25 protein-coding genes and 1 tRNA gene are annotated in these 20,516 nt (G+C 63.1%); 16 read left to right on the top strand and 10 right to left on the bottom strand.

From position 1 onward, the window contains the following. The first annotated feature begins 7 nt into the window (after positions 1–7). A complete protein-coding gene (locus ACLM42_RS02100) occupies positions 8–487 on the top strand; it encodes a Photosystem I reaction center subunit III (RefSeq protein ID WP_415399579.1) in 480 nt (159 codons plus the stop codon). A gap of 38 nt (positions 488–525) precedes the next feature. Next, positions 526–642, top strand: a complete 117-nt coding sequence (gene psaJ, locus ACLM42_RS02095) for a photosystem I reaction center subunit IX (protein ID WP_010303754.1) — start codon at positions 526–528, stop codon at positions 640–642. A 63-nt stretch (positions 643–705) separates the two neighbouring features. On the opposite strand, the gene gmk is transcribed toward psaJ, so the two are convergent. Continuing rightward, positions 706–1,275, bottom strand: a complete 570-nt coding sequence (gmk, locus tag ACLM42_RS02090; RefSeq protein WP_415399578.1) for a guanylate kinase — start codon at positions 1,273–1,275, stop codon at positions 706–708. Positions 1,276–1,334: 59 nt separating this feature from the next. Between gmk and ACLM42_RS02085 the strand changes: the two genes are divergently transcribed. Both ACLM42_RS02085 and tatC read left to right on the top strand, forming a co-directional pair. Next, positions 1,335–3,053 (top strand): Rqc2 family fibronectin-binding protein, encoded by a 1,719-nt coding sequence (locus ACLM42_RS02085; protein ID WP_415399577.1) that lies wholly within the window; start codon positions 1,335–1,337, stop codon positions 3,051–3,053. Next, positions 3,050–3,898 carry a twin-arginine translocase subunit TatC gene (tatC, locus tag ACLM42_RS02080; RefSeq protein ID WP_415399576.1) on the top strand — a complete coding sequence of 283 codons (849 nt, stop codon included), beginning with the start codon at positions 3,050–3,052 and terminating at the stop codon, positions 3,896–3,898. The genes ACLM42_RS02085 and tatC overlap by 4 nt, the downstream gene beginning before the upstream one ends. A gap of 1 nt (position 3,899) precedes the next feature. On the opposite strand, the gene ACLM42_RS02075 is transcribed toward tatC, so the two are convergent. Next, positions 3,900–4,268: a DUF3067 family protein gene (locus tag ACLM42_RS02075; protein WP_415399575.1), complete on the bottom strand. Its 369-nt coding sequence runs from the start codon at positions 4,266–4,268 to the stop codon at positions 3,900–3,902. Positions 4,269–4,366: 98 nt separating this feature from the next. On the opposite strand from ACLM42_RS02075, the gene petC reads away from it, so the two are divergent. From petC to ACLM42_RS02050, 5 genes are all read left to right on the top strand, one after another. Then, positions 4,367–4,915 carry a cytochrome b6-f complex iron-sulfur subunit gene (gene petC, locus ACLM42_RS02070; protein ID WP_247911559.1) on the top strand — a complete coding sequence of 183 codons (549 nt, stop codon included), beginning with the start codon at positions 4,367–4,369 and terminating at the stop codon, positions 4,913–4,915. A gap of 38 nt (positions 4,916–4,953) precedes the next feature. Continuing rightward, positions 4,954–5,886 carry a cytochrome f gene (gene petA / locus ACLM42_RS02065; RefSeq protein WP_415399574.1) on the top strand — a complete coding sequence of 311 codons (933 nt, stop codon included), beginning with the start codon at positions 4,954–4,956 and terminating at the stop codon, positions 5,884–5,886. Beyond that, positions 5,886–6,740, top strand: coding sequence for a prolipoprotein diacylglyceryl transferase (gene lgt, locus ACLM42_RS02060; protein ID WP_415399573.1), 855 nt, complete (start codon positions 5,886–5,888; stop codon positions 6,738–6,740). The genes petA and lgt overlap by 1 nt, the downstream gene beginning before the upstream one ends. 5 nt (positions 6,741–6,745) lie before the next feature. Beyond that, positions 6,746–7,510 (top strand): precorrin-4 C(11)-methyltransferase, encoded by a 765-nt coding sequence (cobM, locus tag ACLM42_RS02055; RefSeq protein ID WP_415400111.1) that lies wholly within the window; start codon positions 6,746–6,748, stop codon positions 7,508–7,510. 55 nt (positions 7,511–7,565) lie between these two features. Then, positions 7,566–7,637 (top strand) — tRNA-Val (locus tag ACLM42_RS02050). Position 7,638: 1 nt separating this feature from the next. Here the strand turns inward: ACLM42_RS02050 and ACLM42_RS02045 are convergent. Beyond that, positions 7,639–7,836, bottom strand: a complete 198-nt coding sequence (locus ACLM42_RS02045) for a hypothetical protein (protein ID WP_415399572.1) — start codon at positions 7,834–7,836, stop codon at positions 7,639–7,641. Positions 7,837–7,856: 20 nt separating this feature from the next. Here ACLM42_RS02045 and psbA point away from each other — a divergent pair, with 20 nt between their 5' ends. Beyond that, the gene (gene psbA, locus ACLM42_RS02040) at positions 7,857–8,936 is read left to right on the top strand and encodes a photosystem II q(b) protein (protein WP_247909500.1); all 1,080 of its coding nucleotides are present in this window, start codon (positions 7,857–7,859) and stop codon (positions 8,934–8,936) included. Between the two features lie 119 nt (positions 8,937–9,055). Here the strand turns inward: psbA and ACLM42_RS02035 are convergent, their stop codons facing one another. Then, complete coding sequence (locus tag ACLM42_RS02035; protein ID WP_415399571.1) at positions 9,056–10,648, bottom strand: Ppx/GppA phosphatase family protein; 1,593 nt, start codon at positions 10,646–10,648, stop codon at positions 9,056–9,058. A gap of 77 nt (positions 10,649–10,725) precedes the next feature. Between ACLM42_RS02035 and ACLM42_RS02030 the strand changes: the two genes are divergently transcribed. After that, complete coding sequence (locus ACLM42_RS02030) at positions 10,726–11,631, top strand: 4-hydroxybenzoate polyprenyltransferase (RefSeq protein ID WP_415399570.1); 906 nt, start codon at positions 10,726–10,728, stop codon at positions 11,629–11,631. Then, entirely contained in the window at positions 11,628–12,539 is a 912-nt protein-coding gene (locus tag ACLM42_RS02025; protein ID WP_415399569.1) for a S66 peptidase family protein, read from the top strand. The genes ACLM42_RS02030 and ACLM42_RS02025 overlap by 4 nt, the downstream gene beginning before the upstream one ends. Here the strand turns inward: ACLM42_RS02025 and ispD are convergent. Then, the gene (ispD, locus tag ACLM42_RS02020; RefSeq protein WP_415399568.1) at positions 12,536–13,213 is read right to left on the bottom strand and encodes a 2-C-methyl-D-erythritol 4-phosphate cytidylyltransferase; all 678 of its coding nucleotides are present in this window, start codon (positions 13,211–13,213) and stop codon (positions 12,536–12,538) included. The two genes, ACLM42_RS02025 and ispD, sit on opposite strands and share 4 nt — an antisense overlap. A gap of 73 nt (positions 13,214–13,286) precedes the next feature. Between ispD and ACLM42_RS02015 the strand changes: the two genes are divergently transcribed. Genes ACLM42_RS02015 through fabG form a run of 3 tightly spaced genes read left to right on the top strand, consistent with a single transcriptional unit; the run spans position 13,287 to position 16,029 of the window. After that, the gene (locus tag ACLM42_RS02015) at positions 13,287–14,120 is read left to right on the top strand and encodes a glycosyltransferase family 9 protein (protein WP_247911568.1); all 834 of its coding nucleotides are present in this window, start codon (positions 13,287–13,289) and stop codon (positions 14,118–14,120) included. After that, positions 14,117–15,250, top strand: coding sequence for a potassium channel family protein (locus tag ACLM42_RS02010; protein WP_415399567.1), 1,134 nt, complete (start codon positions 14,117–14,119; stop codon positions 15,248–15,250). Before ACLM42_RS02015 ends, ACLM42_RS02010 begins: the two co-directional genes overlap by 4 nt. A gap of 26 nt (positions 15,251–15,276) precedes the next feature. Next, positions 15,277–16,029, top strand: a complete 753-nt coding sequence (gene fabG / locus ACLM42_RS02005; RefSeq protein WP_415399566.1) for a 3-oxoacyl-[acyl-carrier-protein] reductase — start codon at positions 15,277–15,279, stop codon at positions 16,027–16,029. A gap of 3 nt (positions 16,030–16,032) precedes the next feature. On the opposite strand, the gene ACLM42_RS02000 is transcribed toward fabG, so the two are convergent. Beyond that, positions 16,033–16,281: a hypothetical protein gene (locus ACLM42_RS02000; RefSeq protein ID WP_247912099.1), complete on the bottom strand. Its 249-nt coding sequence runs from the start codon at positions 16,279–16,281 to the stop codon at positions 16,033–16,035. A gap of 129 nt (positions 16,282–16,410) precedes the next feature. On the opposite strand from ACLM42_RS02000, the gene groL reads away from it, so the two are divergent. Beyond that, complete coding sequence (gene groL, locus ACLM42_RS01995; protein WP_247911571.1) at positions 16,411–18,087, top strand: chaperonin GroEL; 1,677 nt, start codon at positions 16,411–16,413, stop codon at positions 18,085–18,087. A gap of 7 nt (positions 18,088–18,094) precedes the next feature. On the opposite strand, the gene ACLM42_RS01990 is transcribed toward groL, so the two are convergent. The 4 genes from ACLM42_RS01990 to ACLM42_RS01975 all read right to left on the bottom strand — a co-directional run bounded on the left by ACLM42_RS01990 (position 18,095) and on the right by ACLM42_RS01975 (position 20,493). Beyond that, on the bottom strand, positions 18,095–18,286 hold the full coding sequence (locus ACLM42_RS01990; RefSeq protein WP_247911572.1) for a hypothetical protein: 192 nt from the start codon (positions 18,284–18,286) through the stop codon (positions 18,095–18,097). Positions 18,287–18,377: 91 nt separating this feature from the next. After that, positions 18,378–19,067 carry an N-acetylmannosamine-6-phosphate 2-epimerase gene (locus ACLM42_RS01985; protein WP_415399565.1) on the bottom strand — a complete coding sequence of 230 codons (690 nt, stop codon included), beginning with the start codon at positions 19,065–19,067 and terminating at the stop codon, positions 18,378–18,380. Then, entirely contained in the window at positions 19,057–19,608 is a 552-nt protein-coding gene (locus ACLM42_RS01980) for a hypothetical protein (protein ID WP_415399564.1), read from the bottom strand. The genes ACLM42_RS01985 and ACLM42_RS01980 overlap by 11 nt, the downstream gene beginning before the upstream one ends. A gap of 18 nt (positions 19,609–19,626) precedes the next feature. Further along, positions 19,627–20,493 carry an ABC transporter permease gene (locus ACLM42_RS01975; protein WP_247911575.1) on the bottom strand — a complete coding sequence of 289 codons (867 nt, stop codon included), beginning with the start codon at positions 20,491–20,493 and terminating at the stop codon, positions 19,627–19,629. Positions 20,494–20,516: the final 23 nt, after the last annotated feature.

Raw genomic sequence — 20,516 nt, 5'->3', positions numbered from 1 at the left:
CCTGACGATGCGCCGCCTTTTTGCAGTTCTCATTTCTGCCCTGCTGATCTTCGGCTTCGCCCCCGTGGCGAAGGCTGATGTCGCAGGTCTGACCCCCTGCGCTGAAAGCGCACGCTTCCAATCCCGTGCCGCCGCCGCCTCCACCCCCCAGGCCAAGGCGCGCTTCGAGATGTACAGCCAGGCCTCCTGTGGCGCTGATGGCCTTCCCCACCTGATCGTGGATGGTCGCCTCAGCCACGCTGGTGACTTCATCATCCCCGGCATCGCCTTCCTCTACATCGCTGGTTGCATCGGCTGGGCCGGTCGTAACTACCTGATGGCGATCCGCGGCAGCAAGGACGCCGCCATGAAGGAAATCCAGATCGATCTGTCTCTGGCCTTCAAGAGCACCCTGGCTGCTGCCAGCTGGCCCATCGCGGCTTTCGCTGAATTGAGCGGCGGCAAGCTGACCGAATCCGACGACAAGATCACCGTCTCCCCTCGCTGATCGCGGCGGGTTACTTCCACTCTTTCAACGCTTTTCCGATGAAAAAGTTCCTAACCACTGCACCGGTCTTCGCAGCGATCTGGTTCACCGTCACCGCTGGCATCCTGATCGAATTCAACCGCTTCTACCCCGATCTCCTCTTCCACCCGATGTGATCGGCAGTCGCCAAAGAAAAGGCCCCGAAAGGGGCCTTTTTTGATGTCCACCCATCGGGCGCTTCAGCTGAGGCCCATCAACTGCTCCAGTTGCGTCAACGCTTCAGCCAACTCGCCATTGACGATCACGGCGTCAAATTCAGAGGCGGCCTGCAATTCCACCTTGGCCCGCTCCAAGCGCCTGGCAATGGCCTCCTCGCTATCGGTGCCCCGGCCGCGGATCCGGCGCTCCAGTTCCTCAAAGGACGGGGGCTCGATAAAGATCTGAAAGCCGCTGGGAAAGGTGCGGCGCACCTGACGAGCCCCTTCCAGCTCAATCTCGAGAAGGACCGGCCGGCCCGCTTGAAGCTGCTCTTCAACGGGCTCGCGAGGGGTGCCATAGCAGTTGCCGGCGAACTCAGCCCACTCGAGCAAGCCGCCCTGGGCCACCTTGGCCTCGAACTCAGATCGCTCCAGGAAGAAGTAGCTCGTGCCGTCGACTTCACCGCTGCGGGGGGCACGGGTTGTTGCTGAAATCGAGAGCCAGATGTCTGGATGACGCTCCAAGAGGGCACTGACCAGGGTCCCCTTGCCCACTCCACTGGGACCTGTGATCAGAAACAACCTGCCGCTGGAGGAGGGGTCTTCCGCCATTGGGACTCAACCATGGACCTGCAGAGTAAGAGTGCCTCCGCAGCGAACCCGCGCAGACCATGGCCGCCCAGCACCTCCAGGCCATGGATCTCACCAGCCTTCGCGCGGTCCTGGCTGAACTAAGACCGCAACTCGTTCCCAGTCGCTTTGAAAAAGCGCAGCAGGCTGACGGGCAAACCATCCATCTGGGGTTCCGCACGCTGGAGCGGCGGCTATGGATTGAGCTGAGCTGGCTTGCTGAAGCACCCCGGCTGCTGGAAATTCCAGCGCCGCCCAAACTGGGCGATGGCAGCACCCTGGCCCAACAGCTTCAGCACGGACTCAGCGGTCTCGCTCTGACTGGACTCCGGCAAGAGGGATGGGAGCGGGTGGTGGAGCTGGAGTTCGCCCCCCGACCTGGAGAGCCTCCCCAACGGAGCCTGGTCTTGGAGTTGATGGGCCGCCACAGCAATTTGTTCTTGCTGGATCAAGACCGCAGGGTGGTGGCGGTGGCCAGGCAGGTCCGGGAGAGCCAATCGCGCCTGCGCCCCATCAGCACGGGCGACATCTACGTCCCCCCGCCGCCCATGGGCGGCCGTGGTCCCAGCCGCACGGAAAGCTTCGAGCACTGGAAAGGGGAGCTTCAGCTACTCCCCCTACCGCTCAAACGCGCCCTGCCGAGCGCCTATCAAGGCGTCAGCCCAGCCCTGGCGCGCCACTTGGTGGAGGGGCTCGCTGATGACCTGCTCAACCAACCCGCCCAGGAGCTCAGCGAGCCGAGCTGGCAACAGCTCTGGCAGCGCTGGCAGCAGTGGCTGGAAGCCCTAGAGGAGGAACGCTTTGGTTTCCGTCTGGACGAGGACGGGGGCTACTGCTGCTGGGCTGACGCCTCGAACAACGCCCTATCCACCAGCCTCAACGCCCAACTGGCGGCGTACCACCACAGCCGGCTGCAAGCCAGGACCTTCAACCAGCGGCAACAGGCCCTCAAACAGCGGCTGGAGCGAGCCCTCGAGCGCGAACGCCAACAACAGCAGCACCAACAAGGGCTCCTGGATCAAGTCGAGAACAGCGATGGACTGCAGGAGCAGGCCGACACGCTGCTCTGCCAAGCCAACCCCAGCCGCGACACGATCAGTGAGGCGCAAAAGCTCTACAAAAAGGCCCGGCGCCTGCGGCGCTCCGTTGCCGCCATCACCCCCAGGCTGACCCAGCACCAGCAACAGATCGAGCAGCTGGAAGGAAGCCTGACCTTCTTGGAGCTCATCCAACTCGAATACCAATGGAACCCCCAAAGCGGGCTCCAGCAACTGCAGGCCCTCGAGGAGGACAGCGAACGGCTCTGGCAGCGCCAACTCGGTAACCGCAAAGAACGCAGACGCCAGCAAGGGGATCCCACACCCTTGACCTTGAGCAGCCCGCGTGGCCTGACGATCCAGGTCGGACGCAACCACCGCCAGAACGAATGGATCAGCCTTCAGCAAGCCCGTAAAGGTGACCTCTGGTTTCACGCCCAGGAGTGTCCCGGTAGCCATGTGGTGCTGAAGAGTTCAGTCGCCCCGGCGGAGGACAGCGATCTGCAGGCGGCGGCCAGCCTGGCGGCCCACTTCAGCCGTGCCCGCGGCAATCGCCAAGTTGCGGTGGTCATGACCCCGTGTGAGCAGCTGCAACGGATCCCTGGAGCGGGTCCGGGAACCGTCAGGCACCGCGGAGGGGAAGTCCTCTGGGCCAATCCTGAGAGTGCTGACGCGCTACTGCGCGGAGAACCCCTTAGCCTCAACGGGGATCTAGAGCCATGAGCGATCAACCCCCGGGCCAAGGCGATCGCTCCACTTCGGACGGCACCCAAAGCCCTGCCGGGTTAGCGCCGCCTCCGCCCATCAAAATTCCTGCGGCCTCGCTTGAGATCGAGGCTGCTGAGACGCAAGAGGACTTCCCCTCCGAGGTGGAAATGACCCTGCTGGGCCACCTTGAGGAATTGCGTAGCCGCGTCCTGCGAAGCCTGCTTGCGGTAGTGATCGGGGCAGCGGCCTGCCTGCTCTTCGTGCGTCCGCTGGTGCGGATGCTGGAGGTGCCCGCCCATGGCATCCACTTTCTGCAGCTCGCCCCGGGGGAATTCCTGCTGGTCTCCTTAAAGGTGGCGGGATATGCGGGGCTCACCCTGGCGCTCCCCTACGTCCTCTACGAGGGCCTGGCCTTCGTTCTACCGGGACTGACCCGCAGAGAACAAAAACTGGTGGCACCGGCGGTGGCCGGCTCAGCCGTGCTGTTTATGGCGGGACTGGCCTTTGCCTGGTGGGCGCTGGTTCCAGCCGCCCTGAACTTCCTGGTGAATTACGGAGCGGATGTTGTTGAACCGCTCTGGTCCATCGAGCGCTATCTCGACTTCGTGCTGCTCTTGATGGTGGCTACGGCCTTGGCGTTCCAGCTCCCAGTCCTGCAGATGCTGCTGGCAGCCCTGGGGCTGGTGCGTTCCGAAGCCATGCTCTCGGCCTGGCGGTTTGTGGTGATGGCTTCGGCTTTGGCTGGGGCAGTGCTGACGCCTTCAACGGACCCCATCACGATGCTGCTGCTGAGCGGAGCTATCACGGCCCTCTATTTCGTTGGCGTTGGGCTCGCTCGGGTCGTCCAGCGTCCTGCCTGATCTAAAGGAGAAACTCACTGGCTCGGCCTTCGGGAAGCTCCAGCGGCAGAGTCATCGCCTTACCCAAGCGAGGTTTGTCGTGAGTGGTGGTGAGCCATTCACGAACCTGCCCTGCCACCCCCAGACCGTTCAAGGTGGCCACGAGCTCATCCAACTTGGCGACGTACTGGTCAGCATCCAGGGGAAAGGATTGCTGCTCCAGATAGGCCCACATCACCTGGAGGTAGAGACGGCCCCGACGGGAGGTCAGCTGCAGGTCATAGGAGGCCTGCCAACGGCTGCGGAGGGTCTCGAGGATCTCTGCGCTAGCCAGAGGAGCAGCTGGTGACTCAGTCACAGGAAGGCAGACAGACGAACAGCGCAACAGCATGTTGCAGGCTTCAACCACCTGCCTGCAGTTCGGGCCCGTTGTGGGAACGACAAGGTCCATAATGGCCCCCACGTCGTTGTGGCAGCCGGCCGCCCCGTATGACCCAAATTCCAGCGAGCGCCTCGAACAGTGATGTCCCCGGAATGGGTCGCCGGCAGTTCATGAACTTGCTGACCTTCGGCTCGGTGACCGGAGTTGCCCTTGGCGCCCTCTACCCGGTTGCCAACTACTTCATCCCCCCGAAGGCTGCAGGCTCCGGTGGAGGTACTGCCGCCAAAGACGAACTCGGCAACGCTGTCACCGCCAGCGGTTGGCTGAGCGAGCACCGCGAAGGTGACCGCAACCTGGTTCAGGGCCTCAAAGGCGATCCCACCTACCTGGTGGTCGAAGGCAGTGACGCCATTGGTAGCTATGGCATCAACGCCATCTGCACCCACCTGGGCTGCGTTGTGCCCTGGAATGCCGCGGCTGACAAATTCATGTGCCCCTGCCACGGCTCGCAGTACGACGCCACCGGCAAGGTGGTTCGCGGCCCCGCACCCCTCTCCCTGGCCCTGGCACACGTCTCGGTTGAAAACGACAACGTGTTCCTGAGCCAGTGGACCGAAACCGATTTCCGCACCGGCGAGAAGCCCTGGTGGGTCTGATCTCCTCCCCAACCGTTCCCCTCTCGCCAATACGCCCCATGCGTCGCTCCTTCTCCCTGCTGCTGAGTTCGGTTCTGGTTCTCGGCGCCCTGTTCTTTGCCCCACAGGCCAGCTGGGCTTATCCCTTCTGGGCTCAACAGCAATACGACTACCCACGGGAAGCCACCGGCAAACTGGCCTGCGCCAACTGCCACTTGGCGAAAAAGCCCACCCATGTCGAGCTGCCTCAGGCGGTCTTCCCCGATGAGGTGTTCAAAGTCGAGGTTGAAATCCCCTACGACACCGACGTCCAGCAGGTCTCTGGCGATGGCTCTCCCACAGGCCTGAATGTCGGTGCTGTCGTCATGCTCCCCGATGGTTTCCAACTGGCTCCCGCTGATCGCCTCAGCGACGAGCTCAAGGAAGAAACCGAAGGTGTCTATGTGACCACCTGGGATGAGGAGAATCCCAACATCCTGTTGGTGGGTCCTCTGCCCGGTGATGACCACCAGAAAATCGTCTTCCCGATCCTTTCCCCTGACCCCGCTGCCGACAGCAACATCCACTTCGGCAAGTTCCAGCTGCACGTAGGCGGCAACCGAGGCCGCGGTCAGGTGTATCCCACCGGTGAGAAGAGCAACAACAGCGTCTACAACGCCTCTGCCGCTGGCACCGTTGAATCCATCAACGCTGGTGACGCCGGAGCCTCAGTGGTGGTCATCAAAACCGCCGACGGCAACAGCGTGAGCGACACAGTTCCCGCTGGTCCGACCGTGATCGCCCAGGTCGGTGATGTGGTGGCCGCTGGTGCTGCCCTGACCAACGATCCCAATGTCGGTGGTTTCGGACAGCTCGACGCTGAAGTCGTTCTGCAGAACCCCGTGCGCATCTACGGCTTGCTGGCCTTCTTCGCCGCCGTGGCCCTCGCCCAGATCATGCTTGTTCTGAAGAAGAGGCAAATCGAAAAGGTGCAGGCCGCCGAAGGCGTTTGATGTCCCTCGCTGTGTTCACCTCTCCGGGCCCCTTGCTCTTTCAGCTGGGGCCCTTTTCTTTGCGTTGGTACGGACTGCTGATCGCCATTGCGGTGCTCTGCGGCCTTGCTCTGGCCACACGTCTCGGCAAGGAAAGAGGGATCGATTCGACGCTGATTGCCGATCTCCTACCGCTGCTGGTCCTGGCGGCCGTGGTCGGAGCACGGATCTACTACGTCAGTTTTGAATGGCGTCAGTACCGCTTCAACTGGCTCGATGCCCTAGCGATCTGGCGTGGGGGAATCGCGATCCACGGCGCCCTCATCGGAGGGACCTTCGCGGTCATCCTCTACACCCGCTGGCGCAAGATTGCCTTCTGGAACCTGCTGGATGTCCTGTTGCCATCGGTAGCCCTGGGCCAGGCCATCGGGCGCTGGGGAAACTTCTTCAACTCCGAGGCCTTCGGTCTTCCAACTGACCTGCCTTGGAGATTGACCATCCCCTTTTCGAACCGGCCGGTTGAATTCCTCGATCAATCGACCTTTCACCCCACCTTTCTCTACGAATCAATCTGGAACCTGGGGGTTCTGCTGCTGCTGCTCTGGCTGTTTCGAAAGGGGATCAACGGACAGATCAGGCTCCCTGCAGGCGCCTTGAGCTGCGTCTATCTGATTAGCTACAGCTGCGGCCGCCTCTGGATTGAAGGGTTACGCATCGATCCGCTCTGCCTGATGGGAACCCCGCCCTACTGCGCAGGTGGATTGCGGATGGCACAGCTGATCAGCTTGGCCTTGATCGCCCTTGGCGGACTTGGCCTCTATTGGCTGTACGGCCGTAAGCGCCCCCTACCGGATCCAAGCGGAGTGACCCCATGAGCGAGATGAAGGGCAAAGTCTGGATCGTGGGAGCTGGCCCAGGCGCTCCCGATCTGCTGACCCTGCGGGCAGCGCGAACGATTGAGCAAGCCGAGGTCTTGATCTGGACCGATTCGCTGGTGAATCCGCAGCTGGCCAGCATGGCTCCTGAGAGCTGCGAGCGGATCCGCACAAGCACCCTGACCTTGGAAGAGGTGATGGGTGTGATGCTCTCCCGAGTCAAAGAAGGCAAGCGGGTCGTGCGACTCCACGATGGGGACACCTGCCTGTACAGCGCTCTCAACGAGCAGCTCTGCCGCTTGCTCGATGCCGAAGTGGAGGTGGAGGTCGTCCCCGGACTGAGCGCCTATCAAGCAACTGCCGCTCGGTTAAAAAGTGAGCTCACCATTCCGGGCCTGGTTCAAACGATCGTGATTGGCCGCGCTGGCGGCCGAACCGGAGTCCCTGAGACCGAAGCCCTGGAGCGACTGGCGTCATTGAAGGCTTCGCTCTGCCTGTATCTCAGCGCTCGCCACGTGGAGGAGGTTCAACGGGAACTGCTCCTGCACTACCCACCGGAGACCCCTGTGGCGATTGGCTATCGCGTCAGCTGGCCTGATGAGTGGATCAGCGTGGTTCCTCTTAAAGAGATGGATCGGGTCAGCCGTGAACGGGAGCTGATTCGAACCACCCTCTATGTGGTGAGCCCGGCGCTTGCTGCCCCTGGGGAGGCCCGATCCAAGCTCTATTCGTCGAGCCACAACCACTTGTTCCGCGGGGGAGCCGAGTAGCTCTGCCGCGCAGGCCATGATCTAAACTCATTCAGCGCGAGCGAAGAGCGCACGCGGGCGATTAGCACAGCGGTAGCGCACTTCCTTCACACGGAAGGGGTCACTGGTTCGAATCCAGTATCGCCCACTTATTTGATTCCCTTGGCCGGGCGCTTCTCTGCGTCCGGCTTTTTGATGGCCCAAGCCAGCAGCAACGGGTTATTAGCCTGGCTGATCGAGGTCATCAGCGGCTTAGATCCCAGAACGCCTTCGATGCAGCGAAAAACGCCTAAAGTTTCAATGCTGGACATGTCCAGCTCTTCATAAACCGCCAAGCGCTCGCGCAAGGCATCTCTTTCCCGTACTCATGACGACCACCATCCAGCAGCGCCAAGGCGCTTCTGCGTGGAACCAGTTCTGCGAGTGGGTCACCAGCACCGACAACCGCCTCTATGTGGGTTGGTTCGGCGTTCTGATGATTCCCTGCCTGCTGGCCGCCACCATCTGCTTCATCGTTGCCTTCGTGGCAGCACCCCCCGTCGACATCGACGGCATCCGTGAGCCTGTTGCCGGCTCCCTGATCTACGGCAACAACATCATCTCTGGCGCTGTTATCCCTAGCAGCAACGCCATTGGTCTGCACTTCTATCCCATCTGGGAAGCTGCCAGCCTCGACGAGTGGCTGTACAACGGCGGTCCTTTCCAGCTGGTTGTTTTCCACTTCCTCATCGGCATCTACGCCTACATGGGACGTGAGTGGGAACTCTCCTACCGCCTCGGCATGCGCCCCTGGATCTGCGTTGCTTACAGCGCACCGGTGGCTGCTGCTTCCGCTGTGTTCCTGGTGTATCCCTTCGGTCAGGGCTCCTTCTCGGACGCCATGCCCCTCGGCATCTCCGGCACCTTCAACTACATGCTGGTGTTCCAGGCTGAGCACAACATCCTGATGCACCCCTTCCACATGCTTGGTGTGGCTGGTGTCTTCGGTGGTTCCCTGTTCTCCGCCATGCACGGCTCCCTGGTGACCTCCTCCCTGGTGCGTGAAACCACCGAGAGCGAGTCCCAGAACTACGGCTACAAGTTCGGCCAAGAGGAAGAGACCTACAACATCGTGGCTGCCCACGGTTACTTCGGTCGCCTGATCTTCCAATACGCCTCCTTCAACAACAGCCGCAGCCTGCACTTCTTCCTGGCTGCCTGGCCTGTGGTTGGCATCTGGTTCACCGCCCTGGGCGTGAGCACCATGGCCTTCAACCTGAACGGCTTCAACTTCAACCAGTCGATCCTGGATTCCCAGGGTCGTGTGCTGAACACCTGGGCTGACGTGCTGAACCGCGCCAACCTCGGTATGGAAGTGATGCACGAGCGCAACGCTCACAACTTCCCCCTCGACCTGGCTGCTGCTGAGTCCACTCCTGTGGCTCTGCAAGCTCCCGCCATCGGCTGAGGCTGAACCCCACCAACGATTCAGCTTCTTCTCGAACCTCGAGGACGGTTGAATCAGAAGCCCCCACCGCAAGGTGGGGGCTTTTTGTTGTTGGAACCCTGAATTTTGCGTGGAGATCCTTAGTTGACGCTCAAGGTCAAACCAACGACCTCTTCGACATAGCTCTGGCAGGCCTGCAAACTCCAACGCTCCAAGTTCAGGTCCACCTCTGCGGTGAGCGGCATGAGCTGGATCGCAAGGCCACCTTCGCCATGGCCTTTCAGAACACAATCGGCAATCACCTTCTGAGGTCGACGATCCATCGCTACTGCCAGACGCAAGAGCAGAGCCATCGCGGACACCGTGCGGCGTTGGTCCCGACCTTCAATCAGCTGCCAGGACTCGTGGCGTTTTTTCGGCAGGGAGCGGCGGTGATAGCGAGCGATTGCAGCGACCATCAAATGCTCGCTTTGGGAATAGCCCAAGAGATCGCCGTGGCGAATCAAATACCAGGTGTGTTTGTGATACGCACCGACATTGATGTGCTGACCGCAGCTGTGCAGCATCGCCGCGGCCCACAACAACTGACGCCCCAGACCATCGTCTTGATGCAGCAGGCCTTGGCTTTGGTCGTAGAGGCGAATCGCTAGGGAAGCGACCCGCTCGGCACGGGGGAGATCCACGCCATAGCGCTGGGCTTGATGCAACACCGTCCGTTGACGAATGCTGCTTTGAAAAGCAAAGCGATCAACGATCAAATCGTTGCGCAGCATCCAATCAACAATCAGGCCTTCTCTGAGGGCTCGTTCGCTGATCACTAATTCCTCAGCGCCGATCATCCCCATCGCCGTCTGCAGAATCAGCGCGCCGGGGACGATGATTTCAGCCCGTCGTTCATTCAGCGCAGGGTGTGCCCTCCGCTCGGCCGGGGTCATCGCCAACAGGCGATCGACAATCTGATCCAGTTTTTGCCGCGAGACGCGGTAACCCTGCATTCGCAAGGGCGGACGTGAATCCTCCGCTGCCGCCATCGCCGCAACCGCCATGGCCGTTCCGCTGGTGGCGACCAACACCGGCTGATCACCCAAACGCTTGAGTCCTTCACGGACCTTCAGCACCGCAGGCTCAAGCGCCCCCTGGATAAAGGCCCGCAGGAAGGTGACCCGCTTGGCAGGCATCGGGTCGTCCTGCACGAAGTCCCGCTGCAGACGGACTGCACCAATGCGGGTACTGGTCAGGGCGTGGGAGTCGGAGCCATCGGCAAGCACCAACTCGGTGGAGCCGCCCCCGATGTCGATGATCACGTGGGGCTGATCCCCAAAGGACATGCCCGAGAGCACGCCCAGATAAATCAAGCGAGCCTCTTCCGGACCGCTGACCAGGTCGACCGCCAGACCCAATTGCTCTTGGATCGACTGCAGGAACTCCCGGCCATTGGGTGCTTCACGAACCGCGCTGGTGGCGGCCGTGACGACATCCCCAGGGGCGACGCCATGGCTGGCAGCTAGCTCACTGCAATGACGAAGGGTCGTGAAGGCCCGCTCAATCGCTTCCGGGGAGAGGTCGCCGCTGACTGGATCACGCTCGCCCAGGCGAGTCGTTGATTTTTCAGTGAGGACCACCGAAAAGCTACGCAAGTCGGGATCGACGCTGGCGATCAACAGGTGGATCGAGTTGGTGCCGATGTCGATGCCTGCCACGGGGCGTAGGGCACCAATGCGGGGCTCACTCACAGTCCAATCTCTGGAGCTGAGCCACTTTGGCACTGCCCTTCAGCCCTAGGGTGCGAAGAATCTTTCCCCTGCTGAACGTGCCTGCCGACAGCAAGGGCCTTGGATCGTTGCTCCGGGCTTGGCTGGGTCTGCTGCGCTGGGACAAGCCCAGCGGACGGTTGATTTTGTTGATCCCCGCCGGATGGAGCCTGTGGCTTCAAGGCCAGAGCCCTCCCAGCATCAACTTGGTGGCGGCCATCGTGATCGGGGGCTTGGCCGTCAGTGGCGCCGGTTGTGTCGCCAATGACCTCTGGGATCGGCGGATCGATCCTCAGGTGGAGCGGACCCGCCAACGCCCCCTCGCCAGTGGGCAGATCGGTGTCATGGGAGCCGTGGTCCTACTGCTCATCTGTTTAATCGCCGCCTTAGCCGTGGTGCTTTGGGGCCTCCCTGCGGCCCACCGGACCCTGTGTCTCCAGCTGGCGATCGCGGCACTCCCTCCAGTGCTGCTGTACCCATCCGCTAAGCGCTGGTTTGCCTACCCACAGGCGGTCCTGGCCCTCTGCTGGGGCTTTGCGGTTTTGATCCCCTGGGCCGCCGCCCGAGGCAGCCTCCAGGGAGGCTGGCCCCTGCTCTGTCTCTGGCTCGCAACCCTGCTCTGGACCTTCGGCTTTGACACGGTTTACGCCATGTCAGATCGGGAGGATGACCGCACTGTCGGGGTCCGCAGCAGCGCTCTGAGCCTGGGCGAGCGGGCCCCCCTGGCTGTGGCCCTTTGCTACGCAGGCGCTGGTGTTTTGTTAGCGATCGCCTCAGGTCTGCAGGGCGTTCAGCCCTTCTTCTGGCTGTTCTGGATCGTCGTTGTCCTCGGTCAGCTCAAGGAGGCCCTCGCGTTGCAGCAGCCGCAACTGCCGCGTTCGGCCTACGGCCGGCACTTCAAACACCAAGTGCTCCTGGGTGCGCTCTTGCTTCTCGGCCTGGTCGCTGGGCGGATCTGGGCATGAACGAGCGCCCCTGGCCCCAGCCGCTTCAGTCTGGGGATCGCGTTCAGCTTGCCGCCGCCAGTTCCGCGCTCCAGGGCGAGGCCATCAGCCGTCTGGAAGCGGGGATCGCCGTGCTTCAGCACTGGGGCCTCGAGGTCTGCAGCCATCACAACCTTGAGCGGCATTGGGGCTACTACGCCGGCACGGACCAGGAACGCCTGGCTGACCTGCAAGCCTGCGCCCCTTTGGTGGCCTGCGTTCGAGGCGGCTGGGGCTCGGCTCGACTGCTGGAGCATCCCCTAATGGATGACCTGCTGGGGGCAGCCTCCTCCCACTGGCTGCTGGGCTTCTCCGATGTGACCTCCCTGCTCTGGGCCCGTCAGGCCGCAGGCATTCCAGGCGGCGTCCATGGACCGATGCTCACCACCTTGGGCGCAGAACCCGAGTGGAGCCAAGAGCGTCTGCGGGCCCTGCTCTTTGGGGAGCCTCTTCCTGCTCTGAAGGGGACGAGCTGGAGCGAAGGTCAGGCGAGGGGCCCCTGCCTGGTCGGCAATCTCACCGTGGCCACGCACCTGCTGGGCACACCCCACCTGCCGGAGCTGCGCGGAGCGATCTTGCTCCTCGAAGACGTCGGTGAGGCTCCCTATCGAATCGATCGGATGCTCTCCCACTGGCGCCTCAGTGGAGCCCTCCAGCAAGTCGCAGGCATTGGTTTTGGCAGCTTCAGCGACTGTGAGGCGGATGAGGAGGACGCCCGCGACCCCCAACGGTCCTTTGGTCTCAACGCAGTGCTGCAGGAGCGCTGCGGCGACCTCGGAATCCCAGTGATCGCCGACCTGCCGTTTGGTCATCGCTGCGGCAACGCCGCAATCCCCATCGGACGTATGGGGCATCTGGACGGGACGACGGGAGAGCTGCAGCTGCTCTAGCGGGACGAGAGAACCGCTTCAGCGATCGTCAGATCAAAGGGGGTGGTGATCTTGATGTTCGAGGGGGATGACTCCATCACCCGCACGGGCCATCCCAGGCGTTCAAACAATGAGGCGTCATCGGTCACGCTCCAACCTTCCTGTCGCGCCTGAGCATGGGCCTGGCGCAACTGCTCCACCGGAAAACCCTGGGGGGTTTGCGCGCCCCAGAGGACGGAGCGATCGGGGGTGTCCTGAATCACCCCATCGGCATCGACCCGCTTGATCGTGTCGGTCACCGGCGCCGCAGCAATGACGGCAGCACCGGAGTCGACCGCGGCGGAACAACGGTCAATCAAGGCTGGATCCACCAAGCAACGGGCGCCGTCATGGATCAACACCGAGCGGGCCTGCGAAGGCAGCGCCGCCAGGCCGTTGCAGACCGAATCTTGACGGGTGTCTCCTCCTTGAATCCACTGCACAGGCCGGTCGGGCTTCGCTGCTTCAACCAGGGCTTCAATGTCGGGACGGTCAATCTCTTGGCCCACCACGCCGATCCAGCGCACGCTGCTTGAGGCCAGAGCCGCGTCCAAGGTCCACGCCAAGACGGGCCGCCCACTGACCTCAAGCAGCAGCTTGTTGCGCTCCGCCCCCATCCGCCGACCGCTCCCGGCACAGGCAATCAGCAGATGCATGGCGCGCTCCTGAGGACTAAGTAATCCGACCTACATACAATCAGCCAGCGATCCGCTTCACACCCGCGCGTCCATGCGAGTCCTCTTTTTGGTGCCGGGTGGTGTCAGTGCGCAGCTGCAAACCATTCCAGCGGCAGCCCAGGTCGCACAAGACCTCAAGGCCCAGGTGCAAGTCGCTTGTGCCCCTGCTGCTGCGGCCGCCTGGTCCCTGCTTCCGGCAGTGGAAAAGGTGATTCCGTTCGCCTTTGATGACGGCCCCAGCCTGGCTGATTGGGCCAACCTGCTCGGCAATGTGCGCGAGCCCGACTTCCAAGCCTGCATCAACCTCGCCAGCGGACGGCAGGTCGATCTGATGCTGTCGATGAGTCACATCCCGAATCGCGTGGCCGCCTCAGGGTTCTCGGCGACCTCGACGGTGACCCCGGAAACTGGATGGGGAGCACAAGCGCTCGCCCCCTTCCTGCGCCAACTGGGAGTGGAATTGGAGGCGAGCCAGTTTCGCCTGTCCTTGCCCAAAGGAGCACTGGAGCAAGCCGCGGCCTCCATGCCAAACGGTCAGGGTCCTGCTCTCCTGCTGGCCCCCTCAGGCGACCGTCAGGACTGGCCCGACGAACACTGGAGAGCCCTGCCGGAGGCCATCCGCGGCAAGCTGCCTGACCTGCGGGTCATCCAGGCCGGTGGAGCCAACTTGCTGCAGCGGGCCGCGCAACTGGCCAGCTGTGACGTGGTCCTCAGCAGTGATCCCATCACGACCCAACTGGCCCTGCTCAGCGGGATGCCTCTGGTGGCCTTAGGCCAGGACCCGACTTCCCTGCCGCAACGTTCTGGGGTTCAAGTGGTGGGCCAGGCAGGAGCTCTACACAACCTCAGCGTCACCGAGGTCTTACAAGCCCTCGGTTTGGGATGACTCCAATGCGGCAGCGACCCCGTTCACTGCCCCGCGGACGCGGCCTCTTCAGCCCCATTCGCTCGCACGTGGCTCAGCGCCCTTGGGCCGGTCCGATCCTGGCCTTGGCCACGGTGGTGAATGCCGGCGCGGTTGGCTACCGGCTCGCCGAAGGCTGGGACTGGGGTGATTGCTACTGGATGGTGCTAATCACCCTCAGCACGTTGGGGTTTAGCGATGAGCACACCCAGCTGATCCACACCGGCGGCCGCATCGTGACGGCGCTGCTCCTGGTCGGCGGCCTGGTGGTGGTCCAGCAAACCATCCAAAAACTGCTGGAATTAACCAACTCCGGCTACTTTCGCCGCATCCGCCAGCGGCGTTACCGCGAACAGCTGCAGCGATCGATGAATCAGCACGTCATCCTCTGCGGCTACGGCCGGATGGGCCGCGAAATCGCGGACCAACTCATTGGAGAGAACATCCGGCTGTTGGTGGTCGAGAACGACAGCGATCGCATCGAAGAAGCCCAGCAACGAGGCCTGATGGTCCTCCAGGGCGACGCGACGCTCGATGAAACCCTTGAGGAAGCCGGTATCCATCGCTGCCGGGCGCTGGTGGCCGCACTCCCCAGCAACGCCTCCAACCTCTACGTCATCCTCAGCGCGCGGGGGTTGGCGCCGGGCGCTCGCCTGATTGCTCGCTCCGACAGCGAAGAAGCCGAAGGCAAATTGCGCTTAGCCGGGGCCGACCAGGTGGTCAGTCCCTACGTTGCCGGAGGCCGTGCCATGGCGGCCACCGCCCTCAGGCCCCTGGCCGTGACCTTCATGGACCTTCTGGCTGGCAGCGATTGCGAGGTGGATGAATTTCTGCTGAGTGAGCGGCCCGACGACCTCGGGGACCTCAACGGCGCCAGCCTCTCGGAATTGCAGTTGGGACGCCGGAGTGGGGCCCTGGTCTTGGCGATCCGCAACCCAGCTGCCAGTCAACTCAGCACTGGGGCCCCGGAACCACTGATCGCCAACCCTGGCGGTGATGTCCGCCTCGGCCCCGGCCAATTGCTGGTGGTGATGGGCAGCAAACAGCAATTGCAGCGCTTTGGTGACCTTCTAGGCCCAGCCCTAGCCGACGTGAAAAACATGCCCGCCTAGCCTGGGCCGACTTTTCTGCGTTCTCCATGGCGGACAGCACCCCCCTTGCCGGTCAGGTTGCGCTGGTCACCGGGGCCAGCCGAGGCATCGGGGCCTCGATTGCCCGCGAACTGGCGCAAGCCGGGGCAACCGTGGTGGTGAACTACGCCAGCTCTCCCGCCGCGGCCGAAGCGGTGGTGGCTGAGATTCAGGCGGCTGGCGGACAGGCCTGGTCCCACCAGGCCAACGTGGCCGATGAAGAGCAGGTTGAGGCCCTAGTGAAGGCCGTCCTGGAGAAGGAAGGTCGCCTCGATGTGCTGGTCAATAACGCGGGTATCACCCGTGATGGACTGCTGATGCGCATGAAGAGCGCCGACTGGCAAAGCGTGATCGACCTGAACCTCAGCGGCGTCTTCCTCTGCACCCGCGCGGTGAGCCGAGCGATGTTGAAAGCCCGCAGCGGCCGAATCATCAACATCACCTCGGTGGTGGGACTCATGGGCAACCCTGGCCAGGCCAACTACAGCGCCGCAAAAGCAGGCGTGATTGGCCTAACCCGCAGCAGCGCCGCGGAATTCGCCAGCCGCGGGGTCACCGTGAATGCGGTGGCCCCTGGGTTTATCGAAAGCGACATGACCGCGGAACTCGACAAGGAGCCGATCCTCAAAGCCATCCCCCTGGGGCGGATGGGCCAACCGGCTGAAGTCGCCGGTGCCGTTCGGTTCTTGGCTGCTGACCCCGCAGCCGCGTACATGACCGGTCAGGTCCTGCAGGTGGATGGCGGCATGGTGATGCGCTGAGCCCTAACTCTCGACGGGTTGGGTGAGCTCCTCACGCAAGCGCCGGATGCGCTGCAACAGGCGTAACCGGCGACTGCGTGCCGTGGCCGTGAGAAAGATCCGCAGGGGGACGTAGATCAAGGCCATCCCCAGGCCCAAGCCGGCCACGATCAGGAAGGCCATCACGTTGCTGCCGGCGCTTGGATCGGCCAAGGCCTCGGTCAAGGGCCCATTCAGCCCCTCGACCAGGGCGTCGCTGATGCTGTCCTCCATGGTCGGAACCCTATCGAGCAGCAACGGCCAGCGACAGGGGTGAGCTCCGATCCATTCGGCTTTCCCCACAAGCCAATGGCCACCTCCCCATGGGAGCCTGTGGCCACTACAGCGCGATCAGCCTCCGCGATGGCCAAGCTGCTCTCCTTCTCCGATGAATCCCGCGCCTACCTGGAGCGCGGCGTAAACGCCCTTGCCGATGCGGTGAAGGTCACCATCGGGCCCAAGGGCCGCAACGTGGTTCTCGAGAAGAAATTCGGGGCCCCCGATGTCGTGAATGACGGCGTAACCATCGCCCGGGACATCGAGCTGGAAGATCCCTTCGAGAACCTCGGCGCCAAGCTGCTCCTGCAAGTGGCCACCAAGACCAAGGATCAGGCTGGTGACGGCACGACGACCGCCACCGTCCTCGCCCAGGCCATGACCCGCGAAGGGCTACGGAACGTCGCCGCTGGCGCTAGCCCCGTGAGCCTGCGCCGGGGCATGGAGAAAGCCACCGCCCAAGTCGTCGCGGGCATCCAAGAACGCTCCACCCCTGTGGCGGGCGACTCCATACGCCAGGTGGCCACCGTTAGCTCCGGTGGCGATGAGGAAGTTGGCCGGATGGTCAGCGAAGCCATGGACAAGGTGAGCGTCGATGGCGTCATCACCGTTGAAGAGAGCAAGAGCCTCGCGACCGAGCTGGAAATCACCGAAGGCATGGCCTTCGATCGGGGCTACAGCTCCCCCTACTTCGTGACCGACAACGACCGTCGCGTCTGCGAATTCGAGGACGCGCTCCTGCTGGTCACCGACCGCAAGATCAGCGCGATCAACGACCTCGTCCCCGTGCTCGAGGCCGTCTCAAAAGCCGGTAAACCACTGGTGATCCTCTCGGAGGAAGTCGAAGGCGAAGCCCTGGCCACCCTGGTGGTCAACAAGAACCGCGGTGTCCTTCAGGTGGCCGCCGTGCGAGCCCCGGGCTTTGGTGATCGCCGCAAGGCCATGCTCCAGGACATCGCCATCCTGACCGGTGCCACCTTGATCAGCGAAGACCGCGCCATGGCGCTGGAGCAAGTGGGGCTGGAGGATCTGGGCAGCGTGCGCCGGATCACGATCAGCAAGGACGACACCACCATCGTGGCCAGCGACGCCCACCAGTCCGCCGTGCGAGACCGGGTCGCTGCGATCAAGCGTGAACTGGACAACACCGACTCGGAGTACGACCGCGAGAAGCTCACCGAGCGCATCGCCAAGCTGGCCGGCGGCGTGGCCGTGATCAAGGTGGGCGCCCCCACCGAGACGGAACTGCGCAACCGAAAACTGCGCATCGAAGACGCCCTGAACGCCACCCGCGCCGCCGTGGAAGAGGGGATCGTCGCTGGCGGCGGCAGCACCCTGGTCCAGCTCGCCGCCAACCTGGACGGCCTTGCAGCCCAACTCGAAGGCGATGAGCGCACAGGCGTTGAGATTGTGCAGCGCGCCCTCTCTGCCCCTCTGCATCAGATCGCTGCCAACGCGGGCTACGACCCCAACGTGGTGGCCGATCAAGTCGCCTCGAGCGGCAACGGCTTTAACGCGGCCACCGGTACCTACGAAAACCTTCTAACCGCAGGCATTCTCGATGCCGCCAAGGTGGTCCGTTTGGCCCTGCAGGATGCCGTCTCAGTCGCATCGCTGCTGCTCACCACCGAAGCGGTGATCGCCGACAAACCCGAGCCTGCTGCTGCCGCACCGGGTGGCGGTGGCATGGATCCCATGGGTGGCATGGGCGGAATGGGTGGTATGGGCGGCATGGGTGGCATGGGCATGCCCGGCATGATGTGATGCCGGCCTACATCGCCCGAATCAAGCGGGCGTGAATCCGGCAAACGGCCAGGGCTTCTCGGGGCGGGTTGCTGCAGAGGCGACCCAACTCCCGATTCAGCGCTTCAAGCTCAACGATGGGCAAGCCCGCCATGGGCGTGGCCAATAGCGTCACGCCCACCACCACAGAAAAAATCGGCAGCGCACGCTGGGAGCCCATCAGCCTTCCTCCCACTTGAGACCACTGAGACATGCTCAGCTTGTCTCAGCCTGGGCCCCAGGTCTCGCTCCTTCAGAAAGCTTTTTGGTGGCTAGGACTCCAGGGTGCGGCGATAGGCCGCCACCTGCAGATCCACGCCGGTGATTGCCGTGCCTACAACGACAGCATCGGCGCCCCCATCGAAGGCCTGACGAGCTTGCTGGGCCGAGGCGATCCCCCCCTCACAGATCAACATCACCTCCGCTGGCAAACGCTCCCGCAAGGGGCGAAGCACTGACCAGGCCGGAGGGCGAAGAGAAGCCGTGGCCTCGGTGTAGCCGTAGAGAGTGGTGCCAACCCAATCGCAGCCGAGCTCTGCGGCTCGCAAACCGTTGTCCAAGCTGTCGACATCAGCCATCAAGCAGGCACCGAGCTCCTGCTTGGCCCGCTGAAGCAACACGGACAACTGCGCTCCATCAGGACGACGCCGTTCCGTGGCATCGAGGGCGATGACATCGGCACCAGCTGCCCAGACGGCCTGAATCTCCTTCCAGCCTGGGGTGATGTAGACGGAGCTATCGGGGAACGTGCGCTTCCAAAGCCCAATGATCAAGGCCTCTGGGCAGCGGCGGCGAACCGCCCCAATGTGCTCTGGGCTCTCCAAGCGAACACCCACCGCGCCGTTGTTCAGACTGGCCTCGGCCATGGCCGCTATGACCTGCGGATCGCGCATCGGCGAACCCTCAGGAGCCTGCACAGAAACGATCAGGCCAGCCCGAAGCTGGGAGGAATCAGGCAGCACGGGAGTCTTCCGAGCTCGGGAGCCAAGAGCGCAACTCAGCGAGGGCTGGATGACTCGGGGCAGGAGCAGGACGGGGTGTGCCAGGGCGACGACGCACGGAGCGCTTCAGCGCCTCCTTGGCGATGGGCGCAGGGGCCGCCGTCACCGCAGGCTCAGGTTCTGACACCGGTTCAGGGATGGGCTCTGGAGCGCTCTCCTCTGGCACGAGCTCCCTCTCGGCAACGACCAGAGGAATGGGATCAAGCTGCGCAGGCGCAGGGTCCGCCGTGACCAGAGGCTCAGGTTCCGATGCCGGTTCAGGGTTGGGCTCTGGCTCCGGCTTCGGCTCACCAAGACGCCACCAGCTCAGGCCTTCGGGATCGTCCTGCTCTAGCTCTTGAAGCAATGGCTCGAGGCCATCGACACCATGGCGATGGACCCACTGCCCGAGCAGCCCATCAACCCCCAAGCGATCCCGCTGAGCGAGGGCCTGACGCAGGGACAGGACATGAGCCTGGCGGCGTGCCTGTGGTGAGGGAGGAGGGGAAGGGCGTTGGGCCACGATCGCGTGCAAAAAAAATCAGGCGAGCTTGCGATCCAGCAAGGGGCGGATCAGCAGAAACAAACCCAACGCCAGGGCAGCCAAAACCCCCAGACAGGCTGCGGCAGTCAGATCCCCGTAGGGGGCATGCAACACCACAGCAGTAAGGGAGAAGTGACCGGCGTAAGCGGCGCGAATCGGCTCAATGGCGAAGGTAAGGGGATTTACGGCCGCTAGCCAGCCCAACCAAGCCGGCATAAAGGAAATCGGAGCCAAGGCCGTGCTGGCAAACAGAAGTGGCAAGTTGGCCACGAAAATCACGGCAATCAGCTCGATGTGGCCCGGCAGAGCGAAGGCCAAACCCAAACTCAGGCCGGTGACAGCAAAGACCAAGAGCAACAAGGTGAGCAGCACCAACACCAATCCACCACCACCCGGCCAGCCGTAGCCCAAAAGCCAGGCGGTAGCCATGATCGCGACGCTCTGCACCAGACTCAGCGCCGTGATGTAGAGCACCGACGCCAAGACAATCGAGCTGCGGGAGCGCAAAGGAGCGACCAGCAAACGATTGAGGAAACCGAACTCCCGGTCAAACATCACCGGCAAGCCCGCATTCAGTGCCGCACTGAACGCGGTGAAGACAATCACACCGGCACCGAGGAAGCGTCCGTAGCTCATGCCTTCTGGCAGGAGCCCCTCTGGGGCATTCGCGAAGAGCGCACCAAAGAGAACCAGCCATATCAGAGGTTGCAGCACCCCTGCCACCAAGGTGGAGGGACGACGCGCCAATTGCAGAAACAGACGGCGGGTCAGGGCCAGGGTTTCCTGGATCAGATCAGCCATGGCCGAACGCGGAGCGCTGGCGCTGGGGGCCGGACTGAGCAAAGAGGAGGAAGCGCTGGTCATGTCAGAAAACAGAAAAGTCCATC

This window comes from Synechococcus sp. W4D4 (genome assembly GCF_047716805.1).
In the GTDB taxonomy this organism is placed as follows: Bacteria; Cyanobacteriota; Cyanobacteriia; order PCC-6307; family Cyanobiaceae; genus Vulcanococcus.
The sequence above is the reverse complement of the archived record's forward strand: the minus strand, read 5'-3'. Positions and strand labels throughout refer to the sequence as shown.